The following is a 21,915-nucleotide window of genomic DNA, read 5'->3' on the forward strand; positions in this document are numbered from 1 at the left end:
TTCGTTTGAGCGGACGAGCCGCTCAACTCAGCTTTATACCCAAAGGGCATAAGTTTCGTTTGAGCGGACGAGCCGCTCAACTCAGCTTTATTGCAATACAAATTTAAGTCCGATTAACATCAGCACGCAAGCCAAAATCGGCCGTAAAATTTTTTCAGGAATTTTTGCGCTCAAGTGGCTGCCAATCCAGATGCCGGGTATAGAACCTACCAGCAAGCTGCCCAATAACATCAAGTCCACGTTGCCCAGGCTAAGATGCCCCAGCCCTGCGACAGCAGTGAGCGGGATTGCGTGAGCCAAATCAGTGCCGACAATTTTCAGCGTAGTCATTCTGGGATAAAGAAATAGCAGCGCGACAGTACCTAATGCACCGGCTCCTACGGACGACAACGTCACCAATATGCCTAGTACTACGCCAATAAATACGGTTGCCGGGATTTGCAGGTGTTTGAATCGACCGGCATTTTCGGGATTGCTATGCTCGTCGTCAATAGGATTAAGTTTTGCGGCCCGGCTTAATAGGATGCTTCGCACTATTAGCGCGGAAGCCGTTAACAGCAGCGCAACACCTAGAGTAAATGTTATCGCTCCGGTAGTTTCCTTACCGACGTCCATTAAATGTTTGAGAACATACAAAGTTGCTAAAGCGGAAGGAATGCTGCCGAGGCCCAACCATCCGACGATTTTCCAATCGACTGAGCTGTGCTTGTTATGGTGTACCCACACGCCGCCGGTTTTGGTAATGGCGGCAAACAGCAGGTCGGTACCGACTGCAACGGCCGGTTTGAAGCCAAACAAAAAAACCAGTAATGGCGTCATCAGCGAGCCACCGCCTACACCGGTCAAGCCCACCAGCAGTCCTACAGAGAGACCGGAAAAAGTATATGCCCAATTCATAAAAACCAACCCTTGTTTTAACGCGTCTAAAAAGCCGGCCATTATAACAGGCGAGTAGTTCTATTTCCTTAACGCCCGCGGGTTTTAATGAGTATGCTCAAGGTATTTAAGGTTGGGTGGTTACTCGACTCTTTCCACATCAAACACGGTTCCGCGCACTGCAATGACTTTGACCCTGGTGTTAATGTCGCAATCTTGGCCGTGAACTTTCCAGATCGAATCGTCGACTTTTATTTTGCCTTCGCCGTTTTCTATCGGTTGGTACAGGTTGAAAACGCGGCCGATGTATTGTTGGCCGCGTTTATTCAGCAAGGGATGGTCGGTTACGATTGGGTGTTTTTTGCCGTAAAGCTTCCAGAGCGTAATGAAGACAACCGACAGGACTGAGAAAATAGAAACCTGTAATTCGATGCCGACAGCCGGATTCAACAATAATAAGCAGCCTGTGACAAATCCTGACGCCGCCATCCACAGAAAGAAAAAACCGGGAGCCAGCAGTTCTACCACTAGCAGAAGGAGGGCTAATACCCACCAGTTCCAAAAAACAATTTCCAGTTCAGCCATGTCAGCCTTTCCTAGTGCCCTGTGCGGATATTGGACATGGCTTCTTTCGCCAATTCGCTAATGCCGCCGAGAGCGCCGATTACACTCGATGAATCCAGCGGCATAAAAACCAGTTTGCTATTGTTGGCGATGCCAATATCTTTTAATGCCTCAATGTATTTTTGCGCGACAAAATAGTTGATGGCTTGGACGTCGCCTTTGCCGATCGCCTCCGAGACCATCAATGTTGCCCGGGCTTCAGCCTGAGCCAAGCGTTCCCGTGCATCGGCATCGCGGTAAGAGGCTTCCTTACGGCCTTCCGCTTCCAGAATGGCCGCTTGCTGCGCACCTTCCGCGCGTAAAATTTCGGATTGTCTTAAACCTTCGGCTTCAAGAATCGACGCGCGTTTTAAACGTTCGGCTTTCATTTGCCGGCCCATTGCTTCGACCAAGTCTTTGGGAGGGGCAATATCTTTGATTTCAACGCGAGTGACTTTGATGCCCCACGGTGTTGTCGCGTCGTCGACCACGGACAGCAATTTGGCATTGATGTCATCCCGTCGCGATAATAGTTCGTCCAGGTCCATCGAACCCATTACGGTACGAATATTGGTCATGACCAGGTTCAGGATGGCCAAGCCCAGTTGGCTGACTTCATAGGCGGCTTTGGCGGCATCCATAACCTGATAAAAGATGACTCCGTCGACGGTAACCATTGCGTTGTCCTTGGTGATAACTTCTTGTGACGGTACGTCCATGACCTGTTCCATCATCACCATTTTTTTACCGATGCGATCAATAATGGGCACGATAATATTCAAACCGGGAGTCAGTGTATTCGTGTATTTGCCGAAGCGCTCAACGGTATATTCCATGCCCTGCGGAACCGACTTAACGCTCATAAATACCATCAACACAGCGAAAATTAACAATGCTAAAGCAAAACCACCCATAGAGCCCCCTTATCTTTGTTATTTGAAAAACTCAGTAGTGAAGAGTTTTTGATGTAGGGTACGTCAAGTGTCAGCTGACAGAAACATGCGGTGCCAACAATTCGGACCCTGATAAAGTAAAACCGTTAAAATAACATGACGGCGTGTTGCAAACAGCCGTTCAACTAATAATAATATAAAACTATCTAAATGTAAGTTAACGAGAAATTATAATCATGATAAACGCCGCTTTTCATACAGGGGTCTGGACCCTGATTTTTTTTGTTGTCGGAATGATTAATCCGAAATGGCCTTTATTCTTTATGAAAAAGCCGGATAGATTTTTGATTTTGATTATATCAACCGTCTTGTTTATGGTCTCGGCTACACTTTTCGGCGAAGGCAACCGGCGTAAAGCTTTAGAGGAACAGGCTACCAAAGAAGCCGTATCCAAAATCCTGACGCCATCTTCGGCTCCTGTTCCTGTGCCGGTACCTGAGACCCCGGCAGTTAAACCCGGTTCTTCGACTAAATAATCAGGAACGTCGAGCCTGAACACTTTATGCAAAGCGCTTGCCGCGCAAGCGCTGGGCTTGACGTTTACGATGGTCCTGGCCTGGGCGTCTCCCCTGCTGTTTCACGGCGTATTAAGGTTGGTGTTGATACAAGGCATTGCGGCGGCTTTGTGGTCCGTTGTGTTACGCCAGCCTTACTGGTGGATTCCAATACATTTATTGTTCTTGCCGCTGGCAATTGCGATGCTCGCCTTGCAACTGCCTTCCTGGTTGTATTTGTCAGCTATGTTGCTGTTGGCGTTGGTATTTTGGGGAACGGTCAAAGGCGACGTGCCGTTGTTTTTGTCTTCCCATGCAGTGGCCGATGCGTTGGCCGCCATGGTTGAGCGGGAAAATGCCGCAGCCTTTGCCGATCTTGGCGCGGGTGTCGGTTCGGTTGCTGTGCCGCTGGCGGAGCGCCATCCGGTGATGAAGGTTGAAGCCTGGGAACGTGCGCCGTTACCGTGGTTGATTCTCGCCTGGCGCAGCCGCGGGCTGGCGAATGTTGCGGTAAATCGCGCCAACTTATGGGACAGTGATCTTGCCGGCTACAATGTGGTGTTTGTTTTCCTTTCGCCGGCAGTCATGGTCGAGTTGGGTGATAAAGTCAGGCGAGAAATGCGCCCCGGCAGTTTGTTTATCTCTTCATCCTTTCCGGTACCGGACTGGCCGCCGGAGTCGGTGTTACAAATTGCAGACAGGCGCGGAACTCGGCTATTTTGTTACCGGATCTGAGCGGTTCATGATCCGCAATATTTCGTACAATTAAGATTTTTTATTCACCACGAAGACACGAAGAGTTTATTTCTTCGTGTCTTCGTGGTGATAGCTTTTAAGCATTTACCTGATATAGCCTTTCAGGATTTCAGGTACCTCCACCAAAACCAGCTACGCACATGCAAGTAATTGCGTATCGGCGTTTTGACCAGCAACAGCAATAAGCCAATCGAGTACAAACACCAAACCGCCGCCCATTCGTTGGGGTTGCTGGTGGTCAGCCACGCCAGCAGCGGCCCGGTAATAATATGATAAGTCGTCATTTTCCAGGAACCGTAAAAAATAGGCATCACGAATGCCGCGACAACATACATATTGAACAGCACCAGATTGGCAGTCGCGGGTATCTCCCAGGCAATATGCCAGTCGCCGGAAATAGAGCAAATCCGCCTGCCGCAAAACGGTACGTTGAACGACTCGGCATATTGGCTGAACAGGATAAACCGGGTTTTAACCTCGTAGCAGAACGGCGCCCATTCGAACGGATACAGCCGTATCAGCAAGCAAACCGTGGTTACCAGGCAGATGAAGTAAACCGATGCGGAAATCTTGTCCCTGATTTTTTCGGGAATAAAATACATCGATACCGCGTTTACAAAAAACGGCTGGAACGCGATATGGATATAACCCAACAAGGTGGCCACCTGATTGCCGGGATTGCTGCAATCGTCGATTACCGTATAGGTATAGGCCTGTAAGGCTTCCATTAATGAGAAGAAGCCCAACGCATAACAAAGCGGGGCAGGTTCTTTTTTATAATAAAAATAAGCGGTGCTCGATAATCCGATAGTCGCTAGTACAGTCGAGGCTTCCCCACTCCAGCACATAGGTTTTCCATTAATTTGTTAAGTCCGGATACGCTATCCGGACTGTTTGGCTTTGGATTATTCCCGTTATCGCAGGGAATAGGTTTATAGGTGAAATTCGGCTTGTAATCTCAAACCCCGGCTATAAAACCCACCGCCTCAATACCGGCAATCGCGCAACGCTCGTCCTGGTCGGAAATGTCGCCGCTGATGCCGACTGCGCCGATGACATTGTTTTTCGTGTCGCGGATCAGCACGCCGCCCGGAACCGGCATTATTTTTCCATCCGCCATATTCAGTAAGGCGTTCATAAAATCGGGTCTGTCCACGGCTACGTTCGCCAGACTGCGCGACGATATGCCCATGCTGACAGCTCCCCAAGCTTTTGCAGTCGCAATCTGCTCCCTGATCACTGTCGCGCCGTCTTCCCGTTGCATGGCTTTTAAATGTCCTGCCGCATCCAAAACCACCACGGTAATAGGCGCCATGTTGAGCTTGCGCGCTTTATTGGTTGCGGTATTGATAATCAGATTGGCTTTTTCAAGTGTTAATGATTTCATTTAGGGATCTCTTCCTGTTGATGTTATTGTTATTTTAATAGAGGGAGCAATTGAGGCCATACTTTATCGGCAATGAACGGCTGGCCTTTGGCATTCGGATGCACGCGGTCCGCTTGCATCATATCCTCGTTCAGTGCGACATCTTCCATGATAAAAGGTACATACGGAATTCCCAGCTCCTTAGCTAGCTGCGGATAAATATTGAAAAAAAGATCGGTATAACGCTTGCCGTAACTGGGCGGAATTTTCATGCCCAGCAACAATGTCTTGGCTCCGGCTCGTTGCGACCTGTAGGCTATTTCGGCAAGATTATTTTTTATTAATGCCGGCGATAAACCGCGCAAGCCGTCGTTAGCGCCCAGCTCAATAATGACGACATCGGGTTTATGCAAGGTTAAGGCCCGGTCGATACGCGCCAAACCGCCGGCCGTAGTATCGCCGCTGATACTTTCATTGTTAATAACATAATTGAGGCTTTTCTCGTTCAGTTTTTGCTGCAATAAGGCCACCCAGCCTTGCGAGACTTCAATTCCATAACCGGCGCTGATACTATCTCCCAAAACGACAATGGATTTGGCCGTAGCGGCCATCGATACTAACGAGATTATCATCGCAAATACAAATTTGATCATTATGCAAACTCAGCCATTAAACAATGTTGACCGCGCCTGCTCACGGCAGACTGGCGGCATACCTACCGTCCCAGGTATTGTAACAACGGAAAACCTGAGCAAATCGGTTGTCACATCCGACGGAATATTACATATCTTGTCATCCATAGATTTGATAATCAAATCCGGTGAAAGTATAGCCATAGTCGGCGAATCCGGTTCAGGCAAATCCACGTTAATCGGCCTGTTGGCCGGCCTGGATACACCGACCTCAGGCAATGTCAGTTTGAACGGCAAATTATTAACCGCAATGGACGAAGACGGCAGGGCGGCGATGCGCAATGAGCTGGTAGGTTTTGTGTTTCAAGCCTTTCAATTGCTGCCGGGATTGACCGCGCTGGAAAATGTGATGTTGCCGTTGGAATTAAGCGGCGACAAAAACGCTAAAGCTTCAGCGGCCGCGTTATTGGACAGAGTCGGCTTGTCGCATCGTTTATCGCATACGCCCCAGAAATTGTCAGGCGGCGAGCAGCAGCGCGTAGCCTTGGCCCGAGCCTTTGTAACCAAGCCGGCGATTTTGTTTGCCGACGAGCCGACCGGCAATCTGGACAGTAAAACCGGCGCTCATATTATCGACTTGCTGTTCGAGCTTAATTTGGAAAACAAGACGACATTAATTTTGGTCACGCACGACCAGGCGTTGGCGGCGCGCTGTCAACGCACGATTAGATTGGATTCCGGACGTATAGTAGAGAGCTGATGTTGCTCACGTCCAATGAAAAAGCATAGTCCACGAAAAACACGAAAAGTATCTATAGCACAATTTGTTCGACTACTCTCCTTTTGGATAGCAATTGAAGCCGATTGGTAACTCCCGGCCTCATTATTGATTTTTTCGTGGCTTTCGTGTTTTTCGTGGACATTATCAATATTAATTTTGTGGATACTCTTATGACTCGTTTCAATTTAGCCTTGCGCTTATTATGGCGCGACAGCCGTTCCGGCGAATTGACGATACTGACGCTGGCTTTGATTATTGCGGTCACCAGCTCGACCGCCATATCGCTGTTTGCCGATCGTTTGCAACGTACGATGGCGACTCAGGCGGCGGAATTTATGGCAGCCGATTTGGTGATCTCAAGCCCGGCCACGATTGCTAGTGAATGGCTGTCTAAAGCCACACAGCTGAATCTTGCTCAAGCCCAGGCGGTCGAATTTTCCAGCGTATTGATTGAGCATGACGAGTTGTTACTGGCGGGCGTTAAAGCGGTCAGTTCCGCGTATCCGTTGCGCGGCTTTTTAAAAACCGATGCGGCACCCACTGAAACCGTTCATCATTCCGGTCCAAAGCCGGGAACAGCTTGGGTTGATAAGCGAGTTTTATCGGCGCTTAAACTTAAGCTCGGCGATGCGCTGCATGTCGGCGAAAAACAGCTCACCATCGGCAATATCATTACTTACGAACCTGACAAGCGCAGTGATTTTTACAGTTTTTCACCGCGCGTAATGATTAATGCGGACGACTTGCAGGCGACCGAGGTAGTGCAGCCTGGCAGCCGCGTGCATTATTTTTTTCAATTCAGCGGCGACACCAAAGCGCTAAGCGAATTCAATCATTGGCTGAAACCGCAACTGAATCCGTCCCAACGCATCATGGATATACATGACGACCGTCCGGAGCTGGGCTCGGCGTTGGAGCGCGCGGAACGTTATCTCGGACTCTCCAGCATTATCGTCATTTTAATTGCCGGCGTAGCGATTGCGATGGCGACGCGGCGTTATACCGAACGGCACTTTAACTCCACCGCGATATTGCGTTGCCTCGGCTGCAAACAGCGCGAAATTCTCTGGCTTTACGGCAGCCAGTTTGTGGTATTGGGTTTATTGGCCAGTACGATAGGTTTGCTGCTGGGCTGGTTTGCGCAGGAAGCATTGTTCCGTTTATTAAGATCGTTATTGCCTCAACAGGTTGCCGCTCCCAGCATGTTGGCGGTGTTTTTCGGCTTCATTATCGGCATGGCAACTTTGTCGGGGTTTGCGCTGCCGCCGTTATTGCGTCTTAAAAAAGTCTCGCCGCTGAAAGTATTGCGCCGCGAGCTTGAACCTTTGCCGAGCAGCGCATGGCTGATTTACAGTCTGGCGGTCGGTATTGTCGGCGTACTGATCTGGCGTTATACCGGTGATCTTAAAATGACCGCGACTATTCTCGGTGCCGGCTTGGCGTCTTTGTTGGTACTCGGATTGCTGGTTAATGTATCGCTGAGGCTTAGCCGGAGATTGTTACCGCATCTTGGCCTGACCTGGCGTTTCGGTTTGCAGGGTTTGCTAAAAAACAGCCGGGGCAGTGTCAGTCAAATACTGGCTTTTAGCATCACGTTGGTGGCGATGGTGCTCAGTTTTATTGTGCGTACCGATTTAATCAACGACTGGCACAAACAGTTGCCTGCTAACGCGCCCAATTATTTTGCATTGAACATTTTTCCCGATCAGCAACAAAATTTTCAGCAAGACTTGCAACAGCAACAAATCGACGGCAGCCGGTTTTATCCGGTAGTCAGGGGGCGGCTGGTTACGATTAATAATACGCCGGTGCAGCAAATCGTCAGTAAGGACTCTCAAGGCGAAAACGCCACGCATCGAGAGCTCAGTTTAACGTGGTCGAAAGAGCTGCCCGTGGATAATAAAATCACTGCCGGGAGCTGGTGGCCCGATGCTCAGGCCGGTCAGGTTTCCGTAGAGCAGAAATTGGCTAAAAGCTTGAAGGTCAAATTGGGCGATTCGTTAACCTTTACCGTCGGCAGTCAACAATTTACAGCTACGGTGGCCAGCATCCGCGAACTCCGGTGGGATACGATGAGGCCGAATTTTTACATGATTTTTTCGCCCGGTACGCTTGACGCTTTTCCCAGCACGTTCATCACCAGCTTTTATTTGCCGGAAAACCGGAAGGATTTTTTAAACGCATTGGTAAAACAATATCCCAGCACGACGCTTTTGGAAGTCGATTTAATTTTGCGCCAACTTCAAACGATACTGAGCCAGTTGACCGAGGCGATCAATTATCTGTTGTATTTTGCGTTAATGGCCGGTTTTACAGTGCTGTTCGCCGCTGTTCATACAACGCTGGATAGCCGTATTCACGAGGGCGCATTGATGAGAACGCTGGGTGCGAATCGTGCATTTTTGCGGAATACGCACATTATTGAATTTACGCTGCTCGGCCTGATTGCCGGCCTGCTGGCGGTCGTTATCTCGGAAGCGGTGATCTATGCTTTGTACACCTACGTCATGCATATGGAATATAAGGCTAATTTTTATTTATGGTTTTATGTGCCGCTAACCGGTGCATTATTCGTGGGTTTGGCGGGCTGTTGGGGGGTAAGAAACGTAGTGAATAAATCCCCTCTCGAGGTTTTAAGAGAGCTATAATTTTAAGGCCTTACGGACTTGTCAATACTGTCGGTATTGAACTCCACATCATCAACGTTTTTTGTAAAATTACAAAAGATTAGAGTTTCATGACGTTCATATCTGATTCATGAACGTGACGTATTCTGTAAGGAAACAATTTTTACTAGAGGTAATCAATATGAAAAAACTAACAAGCAGCATCGTTTTTATAGGCAGTACATTAATCGCAGGTTGCTACAGCCAAGGCGGATGGACGCCGACCGTTGATGCCTATAACGATCCCAACGCCTACCGAATCAATCAGGACATGGCTGACTGCAAAAATTTAGCGAGCCATGCCTCCGGCGGTACCGCAAAAGAAGCCGCTATCGGTGCAGGCGTAGGCGGTTTAATTGGTGCGGCCGGCGGTGCGGCATTAGGTGCAATCACCGGCAACCCTGGAACGGGCGCGGCAATCGGGGCGGCCGCCGGCGGTATCGGCGGCGGCGCTAAACAAGGCTTTGAAGGGGAAGCCGGATATAAAAGAGCCTATTCCAACTGTATGAGAAACCGCGGACATCGTGTTGTTAACTGATCGGGTTAAGCTCTAAAAAACGGTATATCTACACAGGGATGTGCAGACCGTAAGAGTTTTTACATCAATTTATGAGTTTAATGACCGCACCACTGACTTTCGCATGGAATGCGGTCATTATCCCCATCCATTTCAGTGCCGGGGCAATGAGTTATAAAGAACGTTGCTTCTTCGCATGAAGTCATTTGAGAACAGTGAGTTCTACCATCGCATGTATAGCTGGGCTTGGGCTTTTCTGCGTTCGCTGTAAGTTTCTCGGAAATATCTGTAACTAAGCTGTTTACGGCGTAACTGTCATTTGATAGATAGTTTACTTCTGTAAGTTTTTTATAAGAAGATAATCCGATAAAAAACAAAACAACAATAAAGGTTATTCTGGCTATCCAATTACGCTTAACCTTTTCATTGCTGTGATAAGTTCTTGCCCTAGCCGATGAAACGCCATCAATTTTAGCCTTGATAGCCTTGCTTTTTCCGTCATCATTAATATGTAATTGATACAAAATCATATCACCGACGACAGGTCGCCGGCTGATGTTTTTCAATGCTGAAATATGGATGAAGACTTCGTTACCCCCGTTTTCCGGGCTGATAAAACCAAATCCTCTATCATCGTTCCAGCGTTTCAATTTACCTTTGAAAATATTATCCATGGCTTTTATTTTGAAAGTTTAGAAAGCATGTTGCTTATGTAAAGCATAAAGGAATGCAGATGGATCGGAGCCATATCTATAAACTCTATCTCGGCGCAGTGGCTGGAATAAACGTAATTATTTACTCGCTACGCAAACTAACATAATTTGTCAGTATATTGCTAAAACTTTTAGCGTAAGCATTTAGGCTTCTTGTATGAGTCATTGCTTTGGATTTTTGGCAAAGCGCAACAGAAAATCCGCCAAATAGGCTTCACTATCCCGGCTATAAACATTGTGGGATTCATAAATGGTCAGTAATCTTGGCGCAAACGCTCTTTCCAGGCGGCTGAAAGTTAGCGCGGAAACTTTGGCTTCGTTATGCGCATAGCCGCGAAAATCGGTTCGGTTGATTAAATAAAATCCCGCCGCTAAAGCCTGAGCACGAAACTTTGTTACTGCATGCGCGGGAATCAACAAATAAAACAAACCTTGTGGAGCTAATAACCGTCCGGCAATGCCGATTAAATCGGAAAAGGGCAGTTGGTCGGTATGCCGGGCGGTATTTCTAAGAGTGTTGGCGGTCTTGTTATGATTTTCAAAGAATGGGGGATTACTGATGATCAGGTCGTATTGTCGTCCAGCAGTTAAGGCGAAGCTTTGAATATCCTGATGTACTGCTTCAAGCCGTTTCGCCCACGGACTACGGCTGAAGTTAATATCAGCTTCTTTAAATGCTTCTTGCGTCAACTCAACGGCAGTCACTTTCGCCGCGCCCAGCTGGGCTGTCATTAGTGCAAGCACTCCGGTTCCGGTACCAACGTCCAGCACATGGTCGTCTTTTTTGACCGGGCTCATCGCGCCGAACAAAACGGCATCGGTGCAAATTTTCATGCCGGAGTGTTTTTGCAATACTGAAAATTGTTGGAAGTGGAAAGTCGACATCGATTCTTAAAGTTTATGTTGATTTTGGATGTGCTATGAAATTCGTTACATGATGACGCTATCGTCTTCAAAATCCGATGCTGAAAAATCCACCTGCGTTGTCTTGAATAATCGCGCTAAGCTATTGAATCTATTATAATGATTTATGATTTTAGACTGCCGTCAAAATCAGTTGGAGCTTTAATGATTGACGGTAGGCCTGCCTATAACCCTTACCCGATAATAAGAAAAAGTGATCGATAATCACATGTTGCGCAACTATTCCTCGTTCAGCTTCATTGGACGTTACGGGCGAAGCTTGTCTTTCTTCCCGGACAAGTGCCGCTGGCTTTTTACCAAGAACTATAACCCGTCCAGCCGAACTACGCCATTTTTGGCTTTGTTGCTGGCGCCGGCAGTTGCGTTGTCCAGTACTGACGACGAAATTCAGGTCTACAACAACGCTATTAATGCGCCGGGACAATTCGGCTTGGAAATCCACAGTAATTATGTCGCAGAGGGAACACGCATTCCCGCTTACGAGGGTGACGCACCGTCTTACGGATCGTTTCGGGAAACTTCGGAATTTTCTTATGGACTTGGCAACGATTGGGAATTGGGCGCTTATTTGCCGTTATTGTCTCAAGGGAGAACAACGCGTCCGGAAGGCGGAAAAATGCGTATCAAATACTTAAAGCAGGAAGACAGCGGCTTTTATTATGGTTTCAATACGGAGGTGGGACATACTACGAAGCGCAGCAACGAACAGCCCTGGAATCAGGAACTGCGGCCTATCATCGGCTATTACGGCGAAGCTTGGCGATTGGCCTTCAATCCGGTGTTTAGCTGGAGTTTGGTCGGCCGCGATGCTTTTCTTCCTTCTTTCAGTCCGATGCTTAAAGTCGGCCGTGTGATCGCGGGTAATTGGGTGCTGGGCGTCGAGCACTTCGCCGATCTAGGCATGGTCCACAAAGTGGAAGCTCTCCGGCATCAAGGCCAGAATACTTACCTTGCGCTGGATACGACGGTCGCTAACGTCAACGTCAACTTCGGTGTCGGATACGGTTGGACCCAGGACTCAGATAGCTTGACCATCAAAATGATACTGGGCTTGCCGTTTAACAAGATGGTTGAAAATTTGTTCAGATAAAGCTGAGTTGAGCGGCTTGTCCGCTCAAACCCTACTTATGCCCTTTGGGTATAAGGTCTATTCAGACGAATTGCGTTTATCGGCAATTGCGCATTTTGGCATGAACTGCTTCTGAATCAGCCCTTGGCGGCGGCTATCTAAAACTCCTCCCATTCGTCATTGGAAACAGCCGCCAGTTGTCGGGGGGGCGATTTTGCCACAGCAGGTTTTGCAGCCGCAACAACATCTTTTTTCAAGCGCATGATCGCAACGCCGACAGCGCTCGATTTTTCTGTGAAAGCGGAACCGGGATTGAGCATTGCATTAACTTCATGGCGTCTATCTTCGTTGATAGCCTGCGCCACTTTACCGGCCTCAATGTGGAATGCGGCATGGTGCGACATACAGTCGGAAAAACTGTCCAGATGGCCTAGACGGGATTTAGCGTGGCCGTGCAGCCATTGACCGAAATGGCAGCAATTATCTTTCGAAATCGTTGCGACATCCATTTTGTCGTGATGCTCAAGGGCGGTACGGAATTTTACTTTCCATTCAGCATGCTTGTGCAACGCGTTATCAAGCTCGACGGTGATTTCTTCGACGTTTTCGATTGCTTTAATTTCAGCAACAGGAGCGCCGAGCTTATTGGTAGGGGACGCCATTTTTACCGGCAGCGCTTTTTGTTTGATCGCGTTAAAGCCGGAACTCAGCGAGCGGTTATCATCCGTTTTAAAAACAGCGACCGTCTTTGAGAGATTTTGCGTTTGTTCTTCCATTGATTCTGCTGCGGCAGCGGCCTGTTCTACCAGCGCGGCATTTTGCTGCGTCACGTCATCCATTTGCGCGATAGCCTGGTTGACTTGCGCGATGCCGGAACTTTGTTCGACAGACGCGGCGGAAATCTCCGACATAATCATTGTAACCCGTTGAACGGAGTTGACGATTTCCTTGATAGTGCGTCCCGCCTGGTTGACGAGCCGGCTTCCGTCTTCGACTTTTTCCACCGAATCGGCGATTAAGCCTCTGATTTCTCCGGCAGCTGACGCTGCGCGTTGAGCAAGATTGCGTACTTCACTGGCGACAACAGCAAATCCCCGGCCTTGTTCACCGGCACGGGCGGCTTCCACCGCGGCATTAAGCGCCAAAATATTGGTCTGGAAAGCAATGCTGTCTATGACCGAGATAATATCGCCGATTTTAGTCGAGGATTCATTAATCGATTCCATTGTACTAACCACTTTACCGACTACCGTAACGCCTTGATCCGCTATTTCAGACGCGTTTTTAGCTAACTGGTTAGCCTGTTTGGCATTCTCGGTATTAGCCTGCACTGTCGATGTCAGCTCCTCCATGCTGGCTGCGGTTTCTTCGAGGCTGGCGGCTTGTTGTTCGGTGCGATGCGATAAATCGTTATTGCCCGAGGCAATTTCTTTGGCGGCAGTATTGATGGCCTCGGTTGCATCCTTTATTTCACTGACCAGTTTTTTAATGTGTTGCCCGGTTGCGTTAACGCCCGCGATAACTTCGCCGAAAGTGCCCGGATAGTTCTTGCCGATAGTCTGGGTCATGTCGCCTTGCGCCATCGCATCGGTCACTTTTCGTATGTCTTCAAAGCCGGTATCGCAAGTCTCTATCAGTGTATTGAAATTGGTTAATATGTCTTTGAACATGAATTCGAACTTGGAGGCGTTTGCACGTTTGGAAAAGTCGCCTCCGGCACCTGCCGCGGCAAGGGCATTGATTTCACTGCTGACCTCAAACAAAGTCTTTTTAACATTATCGATAGCTTCGGTAATTTTAGCTTTATCGCCGGGCAACCGGTCGATATCAAGACTGAAGTCGCCTTTGGCATATTGCGAGATGACCTTGACGACTTGCGTTTTTACATCGATATGGGATTTAACCAGCGCATTGATGTCGCGTGCCAGTTTGGCGTAAGTGCCGCGAAACTGTGTTGCATCTATTTCTTCCCCGATCCAGCCTTCCGCGTGCTTTTGCGACATAACGTTCTGCGCAGCGACGAAAGCATTGATCGATGTTTGTATGGTTTTAATCGCATACAGTAAGCTGCTGTTATCTCCCGGGTCCAAGTTAATGTCCCGGTTAAAATTACCTCCGGCTATTTCTTTAGCAATGGCTTTTGCATAGTACGGATCTATGCCTAACTGTTTGTAGAGATAATTCGTTAAATAGAACGCGACGCCCAGGCTCAGCGTGACCAGCAGGGCGGATACCACAAGTAAAAGCTGCGAAGCGTGCTTCGATAGTTCATTCAGCCCGGTGATTGTTTGTAATTCATTATTGACCGCATGGCTCTTGAATTCTTTCATCAGGCCGGCCAAACGGAGCGAGGCGGCATCGAAATCCGTCATAATTGCATTGCCGGCCGCAATGCCTTGATCGGTATACGTAGCCGCCATGCGTTTGCCTTGATTATAAAATTGGTCAAAAGCAAGATCGATTTTAGCCAGTTCTTCTTTCTGCGAAGAGGCAATGGTGCCGGATAACAGAATTTGCTCTTTTCGCGATTTAAAATCAGCAGCGGCGGCTTCAGCATCCTTGTAGCCTCCGGGGTTATGGGTGGCGGAAACGTCCGTTAAGAACTGCTGGACTTGTATTACATCAACCATCATCGCTTCAGCGGCTTGAGCAAGCGGCATAACCGCAGTGTTTAATTCAGCCGTGTTGTGTTGGACTTTTGAAAACTGGGCCAAACTCACATAGATAATAACAGCCATCATAATAATGAGGCTGCAAAATCCCAGCAGGATACGGTTTTTGAAACTAATAAAAATATTTTTAAACATTTGACAGATAAGCTTTTATTGTTGTTTTTTTTGGGAGATGGCAGCCGCTTTAATGGTATTGGATATATTTTTTATCAGGCAAGGCAATTGAAGTCTTCAATAATGAATCAATACGGTCTGTCGAAGTACGAAATAGCGTTTTCGGGGCGGTGTAAGATTTCCCTTACAATTAAATCATACGCAATGAATGGTTTCTATGCAATGACAGACAGGAGCAACAATATCAGCGTGTAACTGGATTTAAAACTCAGGATCCGCCCAGCCACTCAAGAGCCGGACATCAGGACTTTTATAAGCGTCGATAAGCGAATGATTGCAATAAGCTTCTGTATGTTTTGACTGGAAGTGATAAAAATATACTCGGCAGTGAAATAAATAAGCAAAGACAGCTGCCTTTGCTAAATCGTATGATTAATATCGGTCGTTATTGCGGTTGGTTTTGCGAGTAGAAACACTGCAAAGGATATGATTTGTAATGACATTCCGACCGAAAATAGGGATTTCTACAAGTTATTTTTGACCAAATCCAAAATGGAATAGGTCTGGCTTTTAAAACATGTCCCGTGCACCTAACCGGATTCCGGTTAGGTGCACGGGACATTTGGATCTATTGACTGTTAGAACTTGGGGCTTGTTCAACTTCCTTTTCGACTATTTTCTTGTGCCATAAGCCGTTGCTTGAAAAGCACTCCCAGCCCCATTTCAGCCAATTCAGCAACGAAACCGCCAACCACAGCGACCAGGCCAGCATCAATAAGCGATAGACGATCAGCGGCACTGAAACCAGCGTTGCTGTCGGCAGCATCGCCGGGCTTCTATCCTGGTACCAGTTTAAGTTGTACGCTGAGGATTGGTTGCCGACGATCTGCATGTCGGGCGAGCCCAGCAAACCTTGCTCGACCGCCAGGAACAGCATGCCCAGCGATGCCAAGGTTAATATGCCGATGATCACTTGCAGCGCATTAAAATAGCGCAACTCGGAAGCTTGTTGCGTTTTGCGCCAACCCAGCAACACCAGCCATGCAATGACGATGCCCGCCGATTCGAGCGGAATTTGGCTAAGCCCGACCAACAATAAAAACCATTGCCGGGTTTTTAACGGCGTCAGCGGGATTTTGCTCAAACCCGGCGATAACAGCAGAATAACAATCAGCACGCCCCAAAATAAAACCGCGGGTCCCAGTTTCGGCCCTATCGCAAACAATACCCAGCGGTCTTGGCCCAGATTGACATTCAGGCTGGCGTTAACACTGTCCAGGCCCAAGCCAACCTCGGGAGATGTCATCACGGTTGTTATGCCGGAAGGTTCGCGCCAGTTGATCGATAGCTGCTGCTTGCCGGGATTGACCGGTACGGTCAGCTTTCTGCCTTCCTGCCTGATCGGCTGGACCTGTCCGTCAATCGCGATGCTTTGCAACACGGCTTGTTCGGGTAGGGTTAGCGTGTGTTGTGTTCCTTGAGAGCTTCTCAGGCTGACGTTCAGCTCGGCTTCCCGGCTACGTTGTCCCGGTTTGATGCTTAGACGGCTATTGTCTATCGTTAAGGTCCGTCCTTCCACGGCCGCGGGCCGGGTTATCTGCAAAGTGATTTTTTCGCCGGGCCAGGGATGCCATTCCGGCAGCCATTCGCCGTCGTTATTTAAATGTATCATCGCAATGCCGGAAGTTTGCAAATGCCAGATCGGGCTGACGTCGGCCTTTAGCACTTCGATCCACTGCGTGGTTTCGGTTGCGGCAAAATCGATCTTTTCCGATTTTTCCAGCGTGGATTGCCATTGCAGTTCGGATTGTTGGGCCGGCATATTAACCTCGGCTTTACCTTCTTGAACGCGGATACCGGCCGTCGTAACCGACTCGCCCGGCAGTAAAGGCACGGACAAAAATACGGCTGAATCCGCCGGCGACACGCGAATAATCCGGGTGATAACCCGCCAGTCCAAACCCAGTTGCAGCGTGCGTTCAATCCTGACAAACGGCGGCAAGGCTCCCGGTTCCAGTACGGGCTGATCGCGCTGCGTTTCGCTCCGGCTTATACGGCTGAATTGCAATTGATCGTCAACCTGACTGTTTTCCTGCATACCGGCGACTTGCCAACCGCTATTTTGAATGCCGACCCAATTCGGTTTTAACGGCAACGGCAGCGTAAATTTGTTCAATAGCGGCACGGCCCCGCCCAGCACGACCTGATGCTCGCCTTCGTCCAGCTTAATCCATAAGCTGTCGTTGTCGCGATAAAGCCCCGATGCTGTTTTTCCGTCAACGAAGACGTGGTTAGGAAACCACTGTTCGTATTCGGCGGGTAACGGAATAGCCACCGATTGTTGGACGTGAACCTGCAAAGCGATTGACAGTTCCGCATCGCTAATGGTTATTTTCATCTGCGGTATTTGCGCGCAAACCGGCAAACAATCCGGTGGCACCGGTTTTTCCAGCAGCTTGTTGCGCAGTTCGTCCAACACGGCCTTATCCGGAATGTCGGCGTAGGCTTTTTGCGAAGGCGCGGACAGCATCGGCAACAGCAAAAACCATAACAGCAACGGCGCCGTAGCGCGAATGCGTTTAAACTCGAACTTTTCTGCAATGCCGAACATCAGCAGGGCCAGTACCGCGATTAAAATCACCCGGATGAAATTGAGCAGCATTGTCAGCGTCGGCGTTAAATACCATAAGTGCAGCTGTTGCTGGGCATCAACCGGACCGTTCCAGGACAGCAATACTTTTTTCCATTGCCATTGCGGCAAACCGGGGCCGGTTTGTACCTTGGCCTTAGGGTCGATACGGTCGAAATTGACTGTCGAGTCCGAATAACTATAAGGTAATGATGAGGGGGCCGGTATCGATTTTTTTAGCGCTTCTTCTTTCATTGCTCTGAACGCTTGAGGCGCCGGTGCGGCCATTTCCGCAACCTGCCCGGCCATATCGCCGTATTGCATCTCCTGCATAGCGAACGTTTGCCAAGATTGTTCCAGTTGCGGATAAAGTCCGGTGCGTATTTGATTCAGCATAAAGGGCAAGGCGGTCATTACTAACGCCAGCCAGAAAACATTGCGGTACCAACTCATGAATTTCAAAAACTTGCCCGGCGGCAATAGCTTGATCAATGCGGTCGCGGCCAGAATATTCAGCCAGACGAAATGGGGCGATTCGGGTTCATGCCAGATTAGCGTCAACGTTATCAAAGCGAGAACGCCCCAATACGGATTCCACAGCCGGCCCGTCGCCAGCGCGGCGATTAAAACCAGGAACAAGTCCAGCAATGTCCAGCGGGAAATCCAGCTGTCGGGCACATTGTCGACGCCGCCGGCTGCCAGCAAGCGCCATCCCGGAGGCAGGTTCAGTTCGGCGCTGACGTTGTGGAAATCCTGTTCCCATCCCACCGCGCTGATAGCGCTGACCGCACCGACGGCGCGGCTGTCCGCATTCAGCGCTATCGTGCCGTTTCTGACTTCAATGCCTTGCTTGCCGGATTTATCCTGGGTAATAAACTGGCTGTTGCCGTCTAAAGTGACTTTACCAAGCTGCGTTTGCGGCAGCGTATTGAGCCGCCAGCCGCGCGTCATTTTGCCGGTGATCGTGTCGTTGACGGTATAGCCTTGGCCGTCGAAATCCAGCCATAGTTTCCTGCTTAGATTGAGCTGGTTCGGTTCGGGCTCCGGGTCGCCGCGGCGTATGACTTTAAATTCCATGGCCTGGCCTTGACTGATTTTATAAGCCGGAAAGCTTTTCCAGTCGTCAGGCAAATTGGTCAGATTGGGATCGACGGCGCTCAGCTGTTCGATTTCAACGACGCGGAGTTGCGGCCGTGCATCGAACACCCAGATTTCCGATTCCGGCCATTGGCTATTTTGCTGATTTCCGGATTCTTGTTGTGGCGCGGGAAGGGCATTCAGCTCTTTAGTGTTTCTGGACAATAGGTCGATTTGCCAGCGGCCGGGCCGTAGCTGCACCAATAGCTGTCCGTCGGGTTCCAGCCGTGCCGGCAATGGGCTTTGCAAGCTCAGCGGGATGAAACCGTCCAGAATCGGCCGCGGCAATTTGACCTCGCGCTGTTCGCCGGAGACGTCCAGCACCAGCCGGGTTAGGACCTGCGCGGGCACGTCATCGCTGATTTTTCGGAAGACCTGAATATCCAGGTTATTCTGGATGCTTTCCGGTTTTTTCAAGCCGGTCTCGCTTTCATTTAGCCACAGCTGCCCGTCTTTAATGGCCGGCGCCGCTACTGTCCTGCCGTTAATGCGTAGCTCAACCAGGCCTATATCGTCGGGGATTTTTAAGTTATCGGGGATGGCGGTCCACAAGAATCCGCCTTTGATTTGGTGTTGTTGACCGGCGGTCAGCTTAAGCGAAGGACTGCCGTCTTTATTCATGACCAACGCGGTTTTGCCGTCAACTGTTACGTTAAGCGGCCAGTGCTGTTGATCGCCCGGCAAGACGATCCAACTGTCTTGGTAGGTCAGCCAGGTCATCGAAAAGACGCCTTTGTCGGGCATTAAATCCAGCTGTGTTTGCGTAGGCCAGCTACAGCGTTTTTCTTCATAACTGTTGTAGATAAAAGGGCATACGGGCTCTGGCGTATTGTCCTGCAATACCCAGGCTATCCAGGGTTTCAGTGGTTCCGGCACTTGCTCGGGAGTTAACGGTTTAGCTTGGGCGGCTGATGCAAACACTACGATGCTGATAAATAGCCAGACTAGACGGCTCATGATGTACTCCTGATTATTAAATCACGAAGAAAAGAAGAGTTATTTATATGGCGCTACTCGTTAGCTCACCTTCCGCTGAAGCTCTCTCATTGAGCTCATATCAACCACCATCGGATGTGCATCGACAGGTTTTAGCAATTTCCGCATTTTTTGTTGTACGTTCGCGGGATTAATAGCGCGCGGAAACAGAGCTGAAGGGTTTTTCGGTTGTTCAAGATGTAAGACTATTCTTAACTCATGTGACGCCGATACCGCGCGAGCCAGCTGTTTTTCAGTTGTATTGGTTGCGTGGATTTTAGATGGAATGATTGCCGCCAATGTGTCAAAAACTTTATGAGCTATTTCTTCTGATAGATCGGAAGGCTTTGTACGTCGGTTGATGCGGTAATCTTTAACTTCAATAAGCCATGCGGTCTTACTCGGATCAACCGCGATTAAACCCAACGCTTTGATTCCGATCTTCATTCGCTTGAATTGATTTTGATAAAACGACCAATCGTCGTATTTACCAATTTGCCAGCCGTCGGGAAACTCAAAGTTCAACCCATCCACATCAATAAGTTGCATGATTAATCAATCGCTAAAAAACGATCGGATTGCGCAAGTTCTTCATCGAGCGCGGCAATATCGCCTATGTCGCCAATGCTAGAACCTTGATCGATTCTAACGCCGTCATCGGTTTGATGAAGGCCAAAAAATCTTGCGTCAACTTTTTTGCGATTTTTATCGGACAGTAAAATTTCGAGCTCTCTCAGCAAGAAAAGGCTATGTGTGGCGATAAACACTTGAATACCAGAGTCGCACAAGTCCAGGATACTTTTGGCGATTTGTTTTATCAGTACGGGATTGAGATTGGCTTCTGGCTCATCCCAAAACAAATAACCTTTATCCAGAAGTGCCCCCGTTGCAATCAATTGTGCGAGCATTCCTAGTTTGCGTAAGCCTTCCGCGATCAATGTCATTTCCATGCGACCGCTATCAGTTTTTAAATGAAAACGCCCGTTTGGTTCCAGTACTATGGAACCGCCCATTGCTTTTTCTAAAGGCTCAAGAAGTTCTCGAATTCGTTTTTCCTTTGTTCCTTTTTGTATGGGCGCGCCGAGTAGAAGACAGGTATCTCGCAAGGTTTCTTCAAATTCAAGGTAGTGTCCTTCGTAAACGGCAATAAAGTTGGGGTTTAGGGTCAATAATTCATGCGTTGGCAAATACACGGGAGAAACGTCTATCCAGGTTTCAGGCAACGTTTCAATATTAACTTCGGATTTACTGTTAGTGGCAAAGCTGAATGCTATATCCCAATCGCTTCGTTCAAACACTAAGCTAATATCACATCGCTCTCGTCCTTGTTTTCGTCTTACTAGGCGGCCTAGTGCCTCGGGCCGAAAAACACTAACCAGTTTGTCTGCCAGTCGTGACTGTAGAAATGATTTAGTGGGTTGCGTTGTTTTTTGCTTACGACTCTCCTCGAAGCCTACAGATAATGATGAGTAGGCCGTCTTAAGCAAATGTGTTTTGCCTGTGCCGTTTTCGCCAATGATTACATTCAGATCACGTCCGAATTCAAGATCCACCGCTGAAAACACAGTCAAATTATTAAGCGTCATTCGGGTGATTTTGTCTGAGCTCAATTCTATTTCTCTTTGTTCGTCAGAATCGGCACTTTCGTTACGTTTGATATAAGTTTTCTGTTTCCGGACTTCAACGCTAATCGTTTTCGTAGTACTGCCTGGGGCGCTAGCTTGTTTGAGTTCACTGACGGATCTGCGCTTAAGAGTCACACGTTTCAATGAACTATCCGCTATGCCACCGTCTTTACCATGACGTTTGCGTAAATGCGTAAGCAACTTCATTTTTTCATCATCATTGATGACGTCGTCAGGGGAAGTCGCAGATAGGCCAGCTTCTTTCAGTTCCTCTAATAACCGTTCCAGAGGTATTTTGACCACCTCTGCCAATTGCCGCACTGTCTTATTATTCATCCCATCCTCACTAGCGTACTTCTTTTGTTTCTCAGCAAGTTAAGTCCACCTATTTTCTTAGTGAAAAATGAAATTTT

The 21,915-nt window shown here is 48.6% G+C and carries 18 protein-coding genes and 1 pseudogene; 6 read left to right on the forward strand and 13 right to left on the reverse strand.

Translation table 11 applies throughout. The annotated features are described in order from the left end of the window. Nucleotides 1–87 precede the first annotated feature (87 nt). From EKO24_RS14270 to EKO24_RS14280, 3 genes are all read right to left on the reverse strand, one after another. Nucleotides 88–897 carry a sulfite exporter TauE/SafE family protein gene (locus EKO24_RS14270; RefSeq protein WP_127029184.1) on the reverse strand — a complete coding sequence of 270 codons (810 nt, stop codon included), beginning with the start codon at nucleotides 895–897 and terminating at the stop codon, nucleotides 88–90. A gap of 120 nt (nucleotides 898–1,017) precedes the next feature. After that, nucleotides 1,018–1,461 carry an NfeD family protein gene (locus EKO24_RS14275; RefSeq protein WP_127029185.1) on the reverse strand — a complete coding sequence of 148 codons (444 nt, stop codon included), beginning with the start codon at nucleotides 1,459–1,461 and terminating at the stop codon, nucleotides 1,018–1,020. 11 nt (nucleotides 1,462–1,472) lie between these two features. Further along, on the reverse strand, nucleotides 1,473–2,393 hold the full coding sequence (locus EKO24_RS14280; protein WP_127029186.1) for an SPFH domain-containing protein: 921 nt from the start codon (nucleotides 2,391–2,393) through the stop codon (nucleotides 1,473–1,475). A 215-nt stretch (nucleotides 2,394–2,608) separates the two neighbouring features. On the opposite strand from EKO24_RS14280, the gene EKO24_RS14285 reads away from it, so the two are divergent. Both EKO24_RS14285 and EKO24_RS14290 read left to right on the forward strand, forming a co-directional pair. Continuing rightward, entirely contained in the window at nucleotides 2,609–2,908 is a 300-nt protein-coding gene (locus tag EKO24_RS14285) for a hypothetical protein (protein WP_127029187.1), read from the forward strand. 57 nt (nucleotides 2,909–2,965) lie between these two features. Further along, on the forward strand, nucleotides 2,966–3,661 hold the full coding sequence (locus tag EKO24_RS14290; protein WP_127029188.1) for a class I SAM-dependent methyltransferase: 696 nt from the start codon (nucleotides 2,966–2,968) through the stop codon (nucleotides 3,659–3,661). Between the two features lie 122 nt (nucleotides 3,662–3,783). On the opposite strand, the gene EKO24_RS14295 is transcribed toward EKO24_RS14290, so the two are convergent. The 3 genes from EKO24_RS14295 to EKO24_RS14305 all read right to left on the reverse strand — a co-directional run bounded on the left by EKO24_RS14295 (nucleotide 3,784) and on the right by EKO24_RS14305 (nucleotide 5,701). Continuing rightward, nucleotides 3,784–4,530: a DUF5765 domain-containing protein gene (locus EKO24_RS14295; protein ID WP_127029189.1), complete on the reverse strand. Its 747-nt coding sequence runs from the start codon at nucleotides 4,528–4,530 to the stop codon at nucleotides 3,784–3,786. 110 nt (nucleotides 4,531–4,640) lie between these two features. Further along, nucleotides 4,641–5,069 carry a GlcG/HbpS family heme-binding protein gene (locus EKO24_RS14300; protein ID WP_127029190.1) on the reverse strand — a complete coding sequence of 143 codons (429 nt, stop codon included), beginning with the start codon at nucleotides 5,067–5,069 and terminating at the stop codon, nucleotides 4,641–4,643. Nucleotides 5,070–5,098: 29 nt separating this feature from the next. Beyond that, nucleotides 5,099–5,701 (reverse strand): arylesterase, encoded by a 603-nt coding sequence (locus tag EKO24_RS14305; protein ID WP_127029191.1) that lies wholly within the window; start codon nucleotides 5,699–5,701, stop codon nucleotides 5,099–5,101. A 1-nt stretch (nucleotide 5,702) separates the two neighbouring features. Between EKO24_RS14305 and EKO24_RS14310 the strand changes: the two genes are divergently transcribed. The 3 genes from EKO24_RS14310 to EKO24_RS14320 all read left to right on the forward strand — a co-directional run bounded on the left by EKO24_RS14310 (nucleotide 5,703) and on the right by EKO24_RS14320 (nucleotide 9,665). Then, nucleotides 5,703–6,440, forward strand: a complete 738-nt coding sequence (locus EKO24_RS14310; RefSeq protein ID WP_241674554.1) for an ABC transporter ATP-binding protein — start codon at nucleotides 5,703–5,705, stop codon at nucleotides 6,438–6,440. A gap of 191 nt (nucleotides 6,441–6,631) precedes the next feature. Then, complete coding sequence (locus EKO24_RS14315) at nucleotides 6,632–9,109, forward strand: ABC transporter permease (protein WP_127029192.1); 2,478 nt, start codon at nucleotides 6,632–6,634, stop codon at nucleotides 9,107–9,109. Nucleotides 9,110–9,269: 160 nt separating this feature from the next. Continuing rightward, nucleotides 9,270–9,665: a glycine zipper family protein gene (locus EKO24_RS14320; protein ID WP_127029193.1), complete on the forward strand. Its 396-nt coding sequence runs from the start codon at nucleotides 9,270–9,272 to the stop codon at nucleotides 9,663–9,665. A 77-nt stretch (nucleotides 9,666–9,742) separates the two neighbouring features. Here the strand turns inward: EKO24_RS14320 and EKO24_RS23245 are convergent, their stop codons facing one another. Both EKO24_RS23245 and EKO24_RS14330 read right to left on the reverse strand, forming a co-directional pair. After that, nucleotides 9,743–10,318, reverse strand: a complete 576-nt coding sequence (locus EKO24_RS23245) for a cold shock domain-containing protein (protein WP_127029194.1) — start codon at nucleotides 10,316–10,318, stop codon at nucleotides 9,743–9,745. 201 nt (nucleotides 10,319–10,519) lie between these two features. Beyond that, on the reverse strand, nucleotides 10,520–11,242 hold the full coding sequence (locus tag EKO24_RS14330; protein ID WP_127029195.1) for a tRNA1(Val) (adenine(37)-N6)-methyltransferase: 723 nt from the start codon (nucleotides 11,240–11,242) through the stop codon (nucleotides 10,520–10,522). A 232-nt stretch (nucleotides 11,243–11,474) separates the two neighbouring features. Here EKO24_RS14330 and EKO24_RS14335 point away from each other — a divergent pair, with 232 nt between their 5' ends. Continuing rightward, nucleotides 11,475–12,371: a hypothetical protein gene (locus EKO24_RS14335; protein ID WP_127029196.1), complete on the forward strand. Its 897-nt coding sequence runs from the start codon at nucleotides 11,475–11,477 to the stop codon at nucleotides 12,369–12,371. A 137-nt stretch (nucleotides 12,372–12,508) separates the two neighbouring features. Here EKO24_RS14335 and EKO24_RS14340 read toward each other — a convergent pair whose 3' ends face one another. The 5 genes and pseudogenes from EKO24_RS14340 to EKO24_RS23250 form a co-directional block, all read right to left on the reverse strand. Further along, nucleotides 12,509–15,157 (reverse strand): methyl-accepting chemotaxis protein, encoded by a 2,649-nt coding sequence (locus tag EKO24_RS14340; RefSeq protein ID WP_127029197.1) that lies wholly within the window; start codon nucleotides 15,155–15,157, stop codon nucleotides 12,509–12,511. A gap of 607 nt (nucleotides 15,158–15,764) precedes the next feature. After that, nucleotides 15,765–19,859 carry a hypothetical protein gene (locus tag EKO24_RS14345; protein ID WP_127029198.1) on the reverse strand — a complete coding sequence of 1,365 codons (4,095 nt, stop codon included), beginning with the start codon at nucleotides 19,857–19,859 and terminating at the stop codon, nucleotides 15,765–15,767. A gap of 60 nt (nucleotides 19,860–19,919) precedes the next feature. Then, nucleotides 19,920–20,426, reverse strand: a complete 507-nt coding sequence (locus EKO24_RS14350) for a cysteine--tRNA ligase (protein WP_127029199.1) — start codon at nucleotides 20,424–20,426, stop codon at nucleotides 19,920–19,922. 2 nt (nucleotides 20,427–20,428) lie between these two features. Further along, nucleotides 20,429–21,463, reverse strand: coding sequence for an AAA family ATPase (locus EKO24_RS14355; RefSeq protein ID WP_196240027.1), 1,035 nt, complete (start codon nucleotides 21,461–21,463; stop codon nucleotides 20,429–20,431). Nucleotides 21,464–21,481: 18 nt separating this feature from the next. After that, a pseudogene (locus EKO24_RS23250) lies at nucleotides 21,482–21,838 on the reverse strand (IF-2-associated domain-containing protein); the annotation flags it as partial. Between the last annotated feature and the right edge of the window lie 77 nt (nucleotides 21,839–21,915).

Source organism: Candidatus Methylobacter oryzae (genome assembly GCF_003994235.2).
In the GTDB taxonomy this organism is placed as follows: domain Bacteria; phylum Pseudomonadota; class Gammaproteobacteria; order Methylococcales; family Methylomonadaceae; genus Methylobacter_A; species Methylobacter_A oryzae.